Source organism: Streptomyces sp. Je 1-332, assembly GCF_040730185.1.
In the GTDB taxonomy this organism is placed as follows: Bacteria; Actinomycetota; Actinomycetes; order Streptomycetales; family Streptomycetaceae; genus Streptomyces.
Map to the genome: position 1 here is coordinate 2,785,456 of NZ_CP160402.1, position 13,526 is coordinate 2,798,981.

Annotated in this window: 11 protein-coding genes; 6 read left to right on the forward strand and 5 right to left on the reverse strand. The window is 71.1% G+C overall.

Annotated features, from left to right (window positions below; all coding sequences use genetic code 11):
- Positions 1–18 precede the first annotated feature (18 nt).
- The 5 genes from ABXJ52_RS12830 (at position 19) to ABXJ52_RS12850 (ending at position 8,211) form a co-directional block, all read left to right on the forward strand.
- A complete protein-coding gene (locus ABXJ52_RS12830) occupies positions 19–1,338 on the forward strand; it encodes a hypothetical protein (protein ID WP_367041971.1) in 1,320 nt (439 codons plus the stop codon).
- A complete protein-coding gene (locus ABXJ52_RS12835; RefSeq protein WP_367041974.1) occupies positions 1,335–3,938 on the forward strand; it encodes a tetratricopeptide repeat protein in 2,604 nt (867 codons plus the stop codon). The genes ABXJ52_RS12830 and ABXJ52_RS12835 overlap by 4 nt, the downstream gene beginning before the upstream one ends.
- A gap of 2 nt (positions 3,939–3,940) precedes the next feature.
- Positions 3,941–5,371, forward strand: a complete 1,431-nt coding sequence (locus ABXJ52_RS12840; RefSeq protein ID WP_367041977.1) for a protein phosphatase 2C domain-containing protein — start codon at positions 3,941–3,943, stop codon at positions 5,369–5,371.
- 91 nt (positions 5,372–5,462) lie between these two features.
- On the forward strand, positions 5,463–6,806 hold the full coding sequence (locus ABXJ52_RS12845; RefSeq protein ID WP_367041979.1) for a VWA domain-containing protein: 1,344 nt from the start codon (positions 5,463–5,465) through the stop codon (positions 6,804–6,806).
- Between the two features lie 109 nt (positions 6,807–6,915).
- A complete protein-coding gene (locus ABXJ52_RS12850) occupies positions 6,916–8,211 on the forward strand; it encodes an FHA domain-containing protein (protein WP_367041982.1) in 1,296 nt (431 codons plus the stop codon).
- 21 nt (positions 8,212–8,232) lie between these two features.
- Here ABXJ52_RS12850 and ABXJ52_RS12855 read toward each other — a convergent pair whose 3' ends face one another.
- Positions 8,233–9,207 carry a methyltransferase domain-containing protein gene (locus ABXJ52_RS12855; protein WP_367041984.1) on the reverse strand — a complete coding sequence of 325 codons (975 nt, stop codon included), beginning with the start codon at positions 9,205–9,207 and terminating at the stop codon, positions 8,233–8,235.
- A 183-nt stretch (positions 9,208–9,390) separates the two neighbouring features.
- On the opposite strand from ABXJ52_RS12855, the gene ABXJ52_RS12860 reads away from it, so the two are divergent.
- A complete protein-coding gene (locus ABXJ52_RS12860) occupies positions 9,391–9,804 on the forward strand; it encodes a globin (protein WP_351164534.1) in 414 nt (137 codons plus the stop codon).
- 57 nt (positions 9,805–9,861) lie between these two features.
- Here the strand turns inward: ABXJ52_RS12860 and ABXJ52_RS12865 are convergent, their stop codons facing one another.
- The 4 genes from ABXJ52_RS12865 to ABXJ52_RS12880 form a co-directional block, all read right to left on the reverse strand.
- On the reverse strand, positions 9,862–10,548 hold the full coding sequence (locus tag ABXJ52_RS12865) for a hypothetical protein (RefSeq protein ID WP_367041987.1): 687 nt from the start codon (positions 10,546–10,548) through the stop codon (positions 9,862–9,864).
- Positions 10,545–10,985 (reverse strand): thioesterase family protein, encoded by a 441-nt coding sequence (locus ABXJ52_RS12870; RefSeq protein WP_367041989.1) that lies wholly within the window; start codon positions 10,983–10,985, stop codon positions 10,545–10,547. Before ABXJ52_RS12870 ends, ABXJ52_RS12865 begins: the two co-directional genes overlap by 4 nt.
- 7 nt (positions 10,986–10,992) lie before the next feature.
- Entirely contained in the window at positions 10,993–12,657 is a 1,665-nt protein-coding gene (ettA, locus tag ABXJ52_RS12875; protein ID WP_367041992.1) for an energy-dependent translational throttle protein EttA, read from the reverse strand.
- Positions 12,658–12,882: 225 nt separating this feature from the next.
- Entirely contained in the window at positions 12,883–13,503 is a 621-nt protein-coding gene (locus tag ABXJ52_RS12880; protein WP_367041994.1) for a hypothetical protein, read from the reverse strand.
- Positions 13,504–13,526 lie beyond the last annotated feature (23 nt).

Below are 13,526 nucleotides of genomic sequence, written 5' to 3' on the forward strand. Positions count from 1 at the left end.
AGAGCGGAGAGGTGATCGATGAGCGTCGCGGGACCCCCCGGTCCTGTGATGGACCGGGACGAGGTGGACCGTGCGCTGGCGCGCCTCGACGCAGAGCACGAGGCGATCGAGACCTCGCTCCTCGCCCTTCAGGATCACGCGGGCCGCCGGCTCCTCGAAGGCGCCGGTCTCACCGGCACCACACAGGAGCGCTGGCAGTCCACCGAGCAGCAGATCACCCTGCTGTGGGCGTACTTCGACGCGTACGCCGCCGCCCTGCGCTCGGCGCACGAGGTGCGGGCCCGCAGACGCTGGCCCAGCAGGGACGACCTGGTGGAGCTGACCGAGCTGCTGCGCGGTGAGAGTGTCACCGTCGCCGGCGGCGCCGCCCCCGCGCCGTCGGCCTCGATCACCGGACCCGCCAAGCTCACCGAACGCTTCACGCTCATCGAACTCGTCTCGCGGATGAACGACCTGTACGCGCACTCGCTCGACATGGTCGTCGCCGCCGACGCGGTCTGGTCCGCGCTGCCCGCCCGCATCGACCTCCTCGCGGCCGAGCTGCAGCGCACCCGCCAGCTCGCCCACTCCGTGGGAGTACGCCCCGGTGAGCACCCCGCGGGCGACGACCTGGAGCGGATCACGGCCGAGCTGACGCTCCTGCGCGAGCAGGTGATCTCCGACCCGCTGGCCTTCTGGCAACCCACGCGGGGCAGTTCGGCCCCCGGCGGCGGCCGCCCGCACACCGATCGGTACGACCGCGAAGCCCGCGCCCTGGAGGACGTACGCCGGGAGATCGACGCGGTGCTCACCGTCCGGCAGGACGCCGAGCTGCGCCTTGGCAGACTCCGTGACGTGCTCTCGCGCGCGGACCGCACGCTGGCCGAGGCGCGCTCCGCGCGCGGCGAGGTCCTCGCCAAGATCGCCGCGTCCGAGGTGCCCGCCGTCAGCGGCCCTTCCACCGCGCTGCAGGAGCAGCTCGCGATGGCGTCCGACTACCGCAGGCACGCCCAGTGGCACCGCCTGTCCCCGCTCCTGGAGTCCCTGGAGGAGAAGGCCGAGGACGAACTCATGCGCGCCCGTGAGTCGTTGACGGCCGTCACCCAGCCCCTCGCGGTCCGCGCGGAGCTGCGCGGCCGGCTCGACGCGTACAAGGCCAAGGTCGCCCGTCTCGGCCACGCGGAGGACCCGTTCCTGATCGAGCGGTACGACGCGGCGCGCCGGATGCTGTGGAGCGCGCCCTGCGATCTGCGCGTCGCCGAACAGGCGGTGCTTCGTTATCAGCAGGCAGCCGCCGAAGTCCTTGCATCGAGGGTCCCGCAACAGGGCGGTCCCACCGACCGGAGGGGGGAAGCATGAGTGAGCAGCAGAAATGCCAGCGACCCGGATGCACGGGGTCGTACGAGGACGTGGGCGGCGGCGAGCTGTACTGCGACACCTGCGGTCTGGCCCCGGTCGTCTCGCCGACGGGCCTGGTGTCCTCTCCCCCGACCGGCATCACCGGCGGCGGCAAGGGCTCGGGCAGCAGCAGCTCCCGGTCCAGCTCGCGGTCCTCGTCACGCTCCGCGCGCTCCCAGTCGTCCCGCAGATCGGTCTCGGGCCGCCTCTCGCGCTCGCTGTCCGGCAGCTCGACGTCCCGTTCGGTCTCGGTACGCAGCTCAGGACCCTCCGCGGGCACGTCCGGCCGCAGCAGGCTCGGCGTGGGCCTGGTGCTCGTGCCCGAGGTGCCGCGCCCCGATCCGCGCCAGGCGGTGCAGGAGAACCCCGAGGTTCCCGAGCGCAAGCGGTTCTGCTCGCGCTCCGACTGCGGGGCGCCGGTCGGCCGTGCGCGCGGCGACCGGCCCGGCCGCACCGAGGGGTTCTGCACCAAGTGCGGCCACCCGTACTCGTTCGTGCCGAAGCTGAACGCCGGAGACATCGTGCACGGCCAGTACGAGGTCGTGGGCTGTCTGGCGCACGGCGGGCTCGGCTGGGTGTATCTCGCCGTCGACCGCGCGGTGTCCGACCGCTGGGTGGTCCTCAAGGGCCTGCTCGACACGGGTGACCAGGACGCGATGGCCGCCGCGATCTCCGAGCGCCGCTTCCTCGCCGAGATCGAGCACAGCAACATCGTGCGCATCTACAACTTCGTCGAGCACCTCGACCAGCGCACGGGCTCCATGGACGGCTACATCGTCATGGAGTACGTCGGCGGCAAGTCCCTGAAGGAGATCGCCAACGAACGCCGCACGGCGCAGGGCAAGCGCGACCCGCTGCCCGTCGAGCAGGCGTGCGCGTTCGGCATCGAGGCCCTGGAGGCCCTCGGCCATCTGCACAGCCGCAATCTCCTGTACTGCGACTTCAAGGTCGACAACGCCATCCAGACCGAGGACCAGCTCAAGCTGATCGACATGGGCGCGGTCCGCCGCATGGACGACGACGAGTCGGCGATCTACGGCACGGTCGGCTATCAAGGCCCCGAAGTCGCCGAGCTGGGCCCGTCGGTGGCCTCCGACCTGTACACGGTGGCGCGCACCCTGGCCGTGCTCACCTTCGACTTCCAGGGCTACACGAACGTCTTCGTGGACTCCCTGCCGGACCCCGACAACATCGAGGTCTTCCGTACGTACGAGTCGTTCTACCGCCTCCTCGTGCGCGCCACCGACCCGGACCCGGCCCGCAGGTTCGCCTCCGCGCAGGAGATGGCCGAGCAGCTCACAGGCGTCCTGAGAGAGGTCGTGGCCCTCCAGACGGGCCGGCCGCGGCCCGCGCTCTCGACGCTGTTCGGGCCCGAGGTGAAGGTCACGGACACGGAGCTGTTCGCGGAACTGACCGGGGACGTCTCCCAGTTCGGGGTACGGGTGCTGCCCGCGGGGCGGCGCACACGGCGCCCCGAACTGACGGCCGGCCAGGGGGCGGGCGCGGGTGGCAACGGCTCGTCCGCGATCGCGCCTCCGGTGCCGCCGGCCGCGCCGCCCGCCCGGATCGTCCGGCCGCTCGACGCCCCCGCGACGGCCCTCGCGCTGCCGGTCCCGCGCGTCGACCCGAACGACCCGAACGCCGGGTTCCTTGCCGGGCTCATGGCCTCCGCGCCCGCCGAGCTGATCACCGCGCTGCGGGCCGCGCCCAGCGACTCCGTGGAGCTGCGGCTGCGCGGACTGCGCGCCCGCCTCGCCATGGGTGAACTGGAGGGCGCTGCACAGGCGTTGACGGAGCTTGAGATACAGCACCCGGACGACTGGCGGGTGGTCTGGTACCGCGGGGTCGCCTCGCTCGCGACCGGCGACCACGAGAACGCGGCGCTGTCCTTCGACGCCGTGTACGACGCGTTCCCCGGCGAGCCCGCCCCCAAGCTGGCCCTCGGCGTCTGCGCGGAGGTCCTGGAGCAGCTGGACAACGCGGCCGAGTACTACCGCCTGGTGTGGGCCACCGACCCGAGCTTCGTCAGCGCGGCGTTCGGCCTGGCCCGCGTGCAGCTCGCGTCGGACGACCGGCGCGGTGCCGTGCGGACCCTGGAGTCGGTGCCCGAGGCCTCGATCCACTACACGGCGGCCCGGGTGGCCGCCGTGCGGGCGAGGCTGCGGCACCGAATGACGCCGGGCACCGCGCCGTCGCCCGGTGGCCGTCTCGGCGACTTCCTCGACGACCTGACGGCCTCTGCGGGCCAGGTGGAGGCCCTCGCGGGCTTCGGCCTGGACGCGGTGCGTCGCGAGCGACTGTCCACCGAGGTCCTTGGTACCGCGTTGGACTGGGTACTCTCCGGTAGGCACCCTGGTCACGCCTCCGCCCCGCCGGCAGCACCCGCTGCACCGGCAGGCGGTTCGCGGACCGTGCTGCTCGGCAGCGACCTCGACGAGCGGGGCCTCCGGTTCGGCCTGGAGCGCTCGTACCGAACGCTTGCCCGGCTCGCACAGGGTGGCGAGGAAAGGATCGAACTGGTGGAGCGGGCCAACCGTTTCCGCCCTCGGACGTGGGTGTGAAGATGTCGCAGATGCACCAGCAGACTGCCGGGGCAGGTTCCACGTGCCCCGGCTGCGAAGAGCCGCTGGAATCGGGTGACCTGTTCTGCGGGGCGTGCGGGTACGACCTGTCGGCGCAGCCGGCCGGGTCCAACGACCGTCCCACCGTCGCGATGAACGGCTCGTCGGCCGCGCCACCGCCGGACGCGTCGTCGCAGTGGCCCATCGCCCCGGACGTGGACAGCTCCGACATGCCGGTGCCCGCGCACCTGCCCACCGACCTGCCGGTCACGGAGTCGTCGGGCGGCGAGCGCTCCCCGAACGCGGGGGACGCACGGGCCGCGCAGGGCCCTCGGGGCGCTCAGGCCGCTCAGGGCGCTCAGGGCGCGAGGGAGGTGCGCACCGACGCCCCCGCCGCGCGCCCCGCCGAGCCGGACGAGTACCCCCTGCCGGCTCCCGGCGCCCCCGCTCCCGGCGCCCCGGCCCCGGAGCTCGCCGACCCGCGTACGGCCCTGCCCGACCCCACGCCGCCCGCGGGCACCAAGCTCTGCGTGGCGTGCCGTTCGGGCCGTGTGGACCCGGACGGCTACTGCGAGAACTGCGGGCACGCGCAGCCGCGCGAGCGCGACCACATGGAGCAGGAGCTCGACGCGGTCGCGGCGGTCAGCGACCGGGGCCTTCGCCACCACCGCAACGAGGACGCGTTCGCCATCTCGTCGACCGCGCTGCCGGACGGGTCCCCCGCCGTCGTCGCGATCGTCTGCGACGGTGTCTCGTCCGCGACCCGCCCCGACGAGGCCTCGCTCGCCGCCTCACGCGCGGCCAACGAATCGCTGCTCGCCGCCCTGCCGCGCGGCACGCACCCGCAGCAGGCCATGCACGACGCGATCCTCGCGGCCTCCGACGCCGTCAACGCCCTTGCCGCGGAGCCCACTCGGGCCAGGGAGCACTCCCCGCACCAGAACGCCCCCGCGTGCACCATCGTCGGCTCGATCGTCGCCGGCGATCTGCTGGTCGTCGGCTGGGTCGGCGACAGCCGCGCCTACTGGGTCCCCGACGACCGCAGCGGTCCGACGGCCCGCCTCACCGAGGACGACTCGTGGGCGGCGCAGATGGTGGCCGCGGGTCTGATGAACGAGGCGGAGGCGTACGCCGACGAGCGCGCGCACGCCATCACGGGCTGGCTCGGCGCCGACGCGTACGAACTGGAGCCGCACACCGCTTCCTTCAAGCCGGACCGTGCGGGTGTAGTGGTGGTGTGCACGGACGGGCTGTGGAACTACGCGGAAGCGGTGGACGAGATGGCACGCGCCGTACCCGCCGATTCCGCCGAGCGCCCGCTGCACAGCGCCCAGGTCCTGGTCGGCCACGCGCTGGACGGCGGGGGCCACGACAACGTAACAGTGGCGATTCTGCCGTTCCGTGTCGTGCCGCAAGGGGCAGGATCCGCCTAGTGAAGGCCCCCGCAACGGGGGCCGGCCACGCGCACTTGTCACCCACCGGCTTGGGGAAGCCGGTGGGAACGTCTAGGGGGAGCAGGGAACCATGGCCAATTTCTCGAAGTCGAACGTGCCGCAGTTCTCGGTCGACGTCTACCAGAACGAGTACCTCCCGGAGGGCGGCCGCGAGGTCAACGCGATCGCCACGGTGACCTCGACGGGCGGCGGCACGGTGGGGGCCGCGGTGAGCGCCCCGCACCTCTACTCGGCGGGGCAGACCCCGGACGCGGCCGTGGCGATCATGGTCGACTGTTCCGGCTCGATGGACTACCCGCCCACGAAGATGCGCGGCGCCCGTGACGCCACGGCCGCCGCCATCGACGCCGTACGTGACGGAGTCCACTTCGCGGTGATCGGCGGCACCCATGTCGCCAAGGAGGTCTATCCGGGAGACGGCCGCCTCGCGGTCGCCGACTCACGGACCCGGGACCAGGCCAAGCAGGCGCTGCGCAAGCTCAGCGCGGGCGGCGGCACGGCCATCGGCACGTGGCTGCGGCTTGCCGACCGGCTCCTGTCCTCGGCCGACGTCTCCATACGGCACGGAATCGTGCTCACGGACGGCCGCAATGAACACGAGTCACCTGAGGATCTGCAGGCCTCACTCGACGCCTGCGCGGGCCGCTTCACCTGCGACGCGCGTGGCGTGGGCACCGACTGGGAGGTCAAGGAGGTCACCGGCATCGCATCGGCGCTGCTCGGCACCGCGGACATCGTCGCCGACCCCTCGGGGCTCTCCGCCGACTTCACGCAGATGATGGAGGCGGCGATGGGCAAGGAGGTCGCCGACGTCAGCCTGCGGCTGTGGACACCGCTGGGCGCGGAGATCAAGTTCGTCAAGCAAGTGGCGCCCACGGTCGAGGAGTTGACCGAGCGTCGTACGGAGGCGGGACCGCGCGCCGGCGACTATCCCACCGGGTCCTGGGGCGACGAGTCCCGCGATTACCACATCTGCGTCGAGGTGCCGAACGCCGAGCTCGGCCAGGAGATGCTCGCGGCCCGCGTCTCGCTGATCGTGCCGCAGCCGGACGGCAGCGCCCAGACGCTCTCCCAGGGGCTCGTGCGGGCCGTGTGGACGGATGACATGTCCGCTTCGACGTCGATCAACCCGCAGGTGGCGCACTACACGGGCCAGGCGGAACTGGCCCAGGTGATCCAGCAGGGCCTCGACGCACGCAAGTCGGGAGATATGGACGGAGCGACGGCCAAGCTGGGCCGCGCCGTTCAGCTCGCCAGCGCCTCGGGCAACGAGGACACCGCGAAGCTGCTTTCGAAGGTGGTGGACGTGGTCGACGCCGTGGCAGGTACTGTTCGATTGAAGGCGAGGGTCGCCGAGGCCGACGAGATGACTCTCGAGACGCGGTCCACGAAGACCGTTCGCGTGAAGAAGTAGCACCGCTCAAAACAGCACCGCTCAAAACAGCACCGCCCGAAATCATCACTAGCCCCACAGCAGCACGTACGGCCCTCAGGGCCGGAGAAGGAGAGGGGGAAGCGCCGACATGCCGACCTGCCCGAACGGACACCAGTCGGGTTCCGACGACTGGTGCGAGGTCTGCGGTCACCGCATGGCCGGTGCCGTACCGCCGCCTCCCCCGCCGCCCCCGGGCGCGCCCGGTTACGGCTATCCGCCGCCGCCCGGCCCCGGCCAGGACGCCGGGTACGGATATCCCCAGCAGAACCAGGGACGCCCGCACCTGTCGTCCGTGCCGGACCAGGCCGCCGAGGCCGAGCTCTGCCCGCAGTGCCGCACGCCCCGCGAGGCGAACGCGCCGTTCTGCGAGGAGTGCCGCTGGAACTTCCTGACGAACACGGCGACCTCGTACACCCCGGCCGCCCCGCACCCGCCGAACCCGGCGCAGCAGTTCCAGCAGCCGCCCGGCCAGCCCCACGGCACCCAGCCGGGCCAGCAGCCCCACGGCACCCAGCCCGGCCAGGACCCGTTCGGCTACCAGGGCTCGCGGCCCTCGCAGATGAACAGGCCCGCCGAGCCGATCCCGCCGTTCGGCAACGGCAACCCGTCCGGTCAGGTGCCTCCGCCGTACGGCGGCGAAGCACCCCCGCCGCCCTACAGCGGTGACCCGTCGGGTCCGCCCCCGCAGGCGTTCCAGCAGCAGGGTCCGCCGGCTCCGCCCGCGTTCCCGCAGGAGACGGGGACTCCGCCGCCTCCCGGCCCGGGTCCCTCGGGTCCCGGCGGTCCGTCCTTCGGCGGCGGTGGCGACGACTGGGTGCTCCCGCCGCCCTCGACGTCCGCTCCGGGTCCCGGCGCACCGCAGGCTCCCGAGCAGGGCGAGTGGGGCCAGCAGCAGCCGGGCCAGCAGCAGCCTCAGCAGACACAGGCGCCGCAGGGCCCTCCCGGCTATCAGGCGGTACCGGGGCCGAGCACCGGCACGGTCTCCTGGTCGGCGACGATCGGTCCCGACCGCGAGTACTTCATGGCGATGATGCACCGTAGCGGTCCCGAGGCGTCGGGCCTGAACCTGCCCGCGTACTCGCCCGAGCAGCAGCGCCCGCTGGCCGGCAACCAGATCACCATCGGCCGCCGCCGGCACTCCACCGGCGACACCCCGGACATCGACCTGTCGGTGCCGCCGGAGGACCCGGGCGTCTCGCACCAGCACGCGGTCCTGGTCCAGCAGCCGGACGGCAGCTGGGCGGTCGTCGACCAGAACTCGACCAACGGCACCACGGTCAACAACGGCGAGGAGCCCATCCAGCCGTTCGTCCCGGTGCCGCTCCAGGACGGCGACCGGGTGCATGTGGGCGCCTGGACGACGATCACGATCCGGCACAGCTGAGCCGGACCCGTCAGTGCTTCGTCACGCGAGTGGCCAGGCGTACGGCCCTTCGGGGTCGTCAAGCCAGGCCCACTCGTGCGGCCCGCTGACGGAGACCCCGAACCGCTCGCGCACCGGCCGGTCCTCGCGCTGCCACAGGGCGAGGGCCTCGTAAGGGTCGAGGCTGCCCGCGGTCAGCTCGAGCAGGAAGCGGAACCGCTCGTCCTGCAGGGCCCTGCGCGGCAGCCCCCCGAGGTGCTGCTCGTGCGGGGCCCTTCTGCCGCCCCCGCGCAACGGCACGAAGTACGCGGGGGTGTGCAGGAAGCGGCCCTCGGCATGCTGGGCGTCCCGCGCCGTCAGCGCGATCAGGCCGGTGGCCAGCGGGGCCAGGATGCGGGCGCCGGGGCGGCACTGGGTAAGCCAGGGGCGCGGCACGGAGGTCAGGGTGCAGGTCGCGATGATCCGGTCGTAGGGAGCGCGCTCGGGGCAGCCCACGCTGCCGTCGCCGGTGACGACGGCGGGGTGGTACCCTGCGGCCGTCAGATGCCGCCGGGCGGACTCGGTGATCTCCGGGTCGAGATCGACGGTGGTGACGTGCTCCTCGCCGACCCGGTGGGACAGGAGGGCCGCGTTGTAGCCAGTGCCCGCGCCGATCTCCAGGACGTCGCAGTCACCGTCGCGCAGGTCGAGCTCCTCCAGCATCTTCGCCATCAGGGAGGGCTGGCTGCTGGACGAGAGCAGGTCTCCGTCGCGTACGCGGGTGGCGAGCGGGGCGTCCGCGTAGGCACCGCGCAGCCAGCGCGCCCGGCGTGCGGGGTCGGGGTCCTCGCCCCAGAGGCGTTCGTGGCCGCCTCCCGATGACGCGACGTAGTAGTACGGCACGAAGAGGTGCCGCGGGACGTGCTCGAACGCCGCACGAAGGCCGGGGTCCCGCGTCCAGGCACCGCTCGCCTCGATCTCGCGCACCAGGGCGGATGCGGCCTCCGCGGCGAGGAGTGGGTCGACTGTGGGTCCCATATAGCCACTGTGCTGCGGTATGGCCCGCGATGCGAGCGGTGAAACGTACCGATCCGGAGGAGATCGGTCTCACCTTGTTCCAGAGGAGATCGGTCTCACCTTGTTCCGGAGGAGATCGGTCTCACTTGCATCCAACCCGGATCGGTCCTAAGTCTTCCGTCCTCGGTCGGCACGTCTGAGACCATGGACGGTGTGAAAGAGATCCCGCGCGGCACGCTTCAGGAGCAGACCTTCTACGAACAGGTCGGCGGCGAGGAGACCTTCCGGCGCCTGGTGCACTTCTTCTACCAGGGGGTCGCGGAGGACCCGCTGCTGCGACCGATGTATCCCGAGGAGGACCTGGGCCCGGCCGAGGAGCGCCTGGCGCTGTTCCTGATGCAGTACTGGGGCGGCCCTCGCACGTACAGCGACAACCGCGGCCACCCCCGGCTTCGGATGCGGCACGCCCCGTTCACCGTCGACAGGGCCGCGCACGACGCGTGGTTGAAGCACATGCGGACCGCCGTCGACGAGCTGAAGCTCTCCGAGGAGCACGAGCGGACCCTGTGGAACTACCTGACGTACGCGGCGGCGTCCATGGTGAACTCCGAGGGCTGACGGCTCTTCGCCCTCTGCGGCTCTCTGCGGCTCTTCCGGTGGCGGTGGCCCGGCCCGTCAGGCCGGCGTCACCGAGAGGCCGCCGACTCCCGCGCGGCGCACGGCGATCGAGCCGTAGTTCGTGCGCAGCCGCAGCCACGGTCCGGACGACAGCAGGGTGAGTGACTCCCCCCGCAGGAAACCCAGGGCCTGCGCGGCATGCGCGGCCCGCACGGGCAGGCCCGTGTCCCCGATGGTCCGTGACCAGATCTCCCGGCCCAGCTGATCGAGTTCCGCCCGGACCCGCCGCTCCTGCGGCAACTCCTCGACCCGGGACTTGAATTCGGCGACCGCGGCCGCGACGAGCCCGCGCACCGCGTCCGCCGGCGGGAGCCCGCGCTCCGGCTGCCAGCCGCCGCGCGGGGGAAGAACTCCGGCCCACGGCGGCCCGGTGACGGCCTGCGGCACGAGAGTCGTTCCCGCCGTCTCGGCGGACTCCGCCGACTCCCCCACGGATTCCAGGAGTTCACCGGCGGAGACGGTGACGTCGAGCGAGGAGTCGAGCCCGTGCTCGTACGGCTTCGCGAGCCGCGCCGTACGGATGGCGAGGACTTCGAACGACGGCGGCCTGCCGAACACGGCGAGCGTGTCGCCCGCCGCCTGCAGCCGTACCGCCGCCGCCTTGTCGTAGTGGATGAGCCGGGCCAGGAAGGCGGCGAGATCCCCCGCCTCCCCGGCGTCGGCGAAGTGCAGCTGCGCCGTCATGCGACGAGCGCCTCCGGACCGTCATCGGCGGCGTCGTCCATGAAGGTCAGGAGCACGGCCTTCTCCTCGGCGGTGATCCGCCGCGGGCGCTGCGCCTCCAGGTTGAAGGGCACGACGATCGTCGTCGCCCGCACGTACACCTGCTCGGGGTCCTTGACCTCGTACGAGATGGTGAGCGAGGCAGCGCCTATCTTCGTCACCCACGACTCGATGGTCACCGGCGCGTGCCGGTGGACCAACGGCCGTACGTAGTCGATCTCATGGCGGGCCACGACGGACCCGCCCGAGAACGACGGGCTGCCGTCCCCCGGCGCGAGCCGGAACATGAAGTCGATCCGCGCTTCTTCCAAGTACCGCAGGAAGACGGCGTTGTTGACGTGCCCGAAGGCATCCATGTCCGACCACCGGAGGGGGCAGCTGTAGATATGCCGACTCATGTCAGTCTCAGCCTCGGGTGAGCTTCTTGTAGGTGGCACGGTGCGGACGGGTCGCGTCCGCACCGAGGCGCTCGACCTTGTTCTTCTCGTACGACTCGAAGTTGCCCTCGAACCAGTACCACTTGGAGTCACCCTCGTAGGCGAGGATGTGTGTGGCGACCCGGTCGAGGAACCACCGGTCGTGGGAGATGACCACGGCCGCACCGGGGAACTCGAGCAGCGCGTTCTCGAGCGAGGAGAGAGTCTCGACGTCGAGGTCGTTGGTCGGTTCGTCGAGGAGGAGGAGGTTGCCGCCCTCCTTGAGGGTCAGCGCCAGGTTGAGGCGGTTGCGCTCACCACCGGAGAGCACACCGGCCGGCTTCTGCTGGTCCGGACCCTTGAACCCGAAGGCGGAGACGTACGCCCGCGAGGGCATTTCGACCTGCCCGACATTGATGTAGTCGAGCTCGTCGCTCACGACGGCCCAGAGGGTCTTCTTCGGGTCGATGTTGGCGCGGCCCTGGTCGACGTAGCTGACCTTGACCGTGTCACCGACCTTGATGCTGCCGGAGTCCGGCTCCTCAAGGCCCTGGATCATCTTGAACAGCGTGGTCTTGCCGGCGCCGTTGGGACCGATGATGCCGACGATGCCGTTGCGAGGCAGCGAGAAGCTCAGATCATCAACAAGAACCTTGTCGCCGAAGGCCTTGGAGAGATTCTCGACCTCGACGACGATCGAGCCGAGCCGCGGGCCCGGCGGAATCTGGATCTCCTCGAAGTCCAGCTTCCGCATCTTGTCGGCCTCGGCGGCCATTTCCTCGTAACGGGCAAGACGGGCCTTGGACTTGGCCTGCCGCCCCTTGGCGTTGGACCGCACCCACTCGAGCTCGTCCTTGAGCCGCTTGGCCCGCTTCTCGTCCTTGCGGCCCTCGACCTTGAGGCGGGTCTGCTTCTTCTCCAGGTAGGTGGAGTAGTTGCCTTCGTAGGCGATGGCGCGACCACGGTCGAGCTCAAGGATCCACTCGGCGACGTTGTCGAGGAAGTACCGGTCGTGGGTGACGGCGATGACGCAACCCGCGTACTTCGCGAGGTGCTGCTCCAGCCAGTTCACCGACTCGGCGTCGAGGTGGTTGGTGGGCTCGTCGAGGAGGAGCAGGTCGGGCGCCTCGATGAGGAGCTTGCAGAGCGCGACGCGGCGCTTCTCACCACCGGAGAGGGTGGTGACGGGCCAGTCACCGGGCGGGCAGCCGAGCGCGTCCATGGCCTGCTCGAGCTGGGCGTCGAGGTCCCACGCGTTGGCGTGGTCCAGGTCCTCCTGGAGCTTGCCCATCTCTTCCATGAGCGCGTCGGAGTAGTCGGTCGCCATGAGCTCGGCGACCTCGTTGAAGCGCTTGAGCTTGCCCATGGTCTCGGCGGCGCCGTCCTGGACGTTCTCCAGCACGGTCTTGCTCTCGTCGAGCTTCGGCTCCTGCATGAGGATGCCGACGCTGTAACCGGGCGAGAGGAAGGCGTCACCGTTGGACGGCTGCTCAAGACCGGCCATGATCTTCAGCACCGTGGACTTACCGGCGCCGTTGGGGCCCACGACACCGATCTTGGCGCCAGGCAGGAAGCTCAGGGTGACGTCATCAAGAATCACCTTGTCGCCGTGCGCCTTGCGCGTCTTGCGCATGGTGTAGATGTACTCAGCCAAGAGAAACCGTCCGGCAATCAGTGAGTGGGCAGATACACCCCATCTTGCCTGACGGCCACCTACCGGGGGAAACCAGTATGGCTGGGGGGCCATGACCTGGACGTTCTTCGACCGCTTGGGTAATGGATCCGTCACTGCTTGTCGATGCCGGTCGCCCACAACGCTGGCCTCGTACGGCCCCCGATGATCGAACCCGCCGCGCTGAGCGGGGTCTGGCGGAGGCTGCTACTCGGCTCGGTCCGAGAAGTGGTGCAGCAGGGCGAACGGCGACGACAACGCGGTGCCGCCCAGGGTCAGGACATCGGTGTCCACCGCCTCCAGCACGATGGCGATCGCCAGATCCACGGCGTCGGCCGGGCCGGTGGCCGTGCCCGCGGTGACGGTCCCGGTCGCCGGTACGTACTGCCCCGGTTCCATCGTGACCCGGACGCCCGCCCTCTCCAGAACCTTCGCCCTGCCCAGACCCTCAGCGGAGTAGACGTACTCCCGGCTCTCATACGAGATGCGCAGCGCTCGGTCCTCCTTCCGCAGGGCCCGGGCGTTGAACCGCAGCTCTGCGGGCCGGCCGGCGAGGGTGAGCTCCGCCCTGGACAGCGAAGGCTGCCCCGACCTGCGCTTGCCGCGGAAGGTCGTGTCCGGGAAAGCGGGACCGCTCAACCGAACGGTGTCCATTCCCTTTCCCTTCTCGAGCGGCCTGTACAGCGGGCAGCGCTCCACGGTGACGGATCCGAAGCGCCCCACATCCGCCTTGAACCCGGCCTTGGGCATCGCCTTCTTGCTGCCGGTGCTGGTGCTGGTGCTGTACGGCATCAGCTCGAACTGCAGGGACTCACTGCTCGTTTCCATGCTGACAGCCGGGCCCGCCTCAT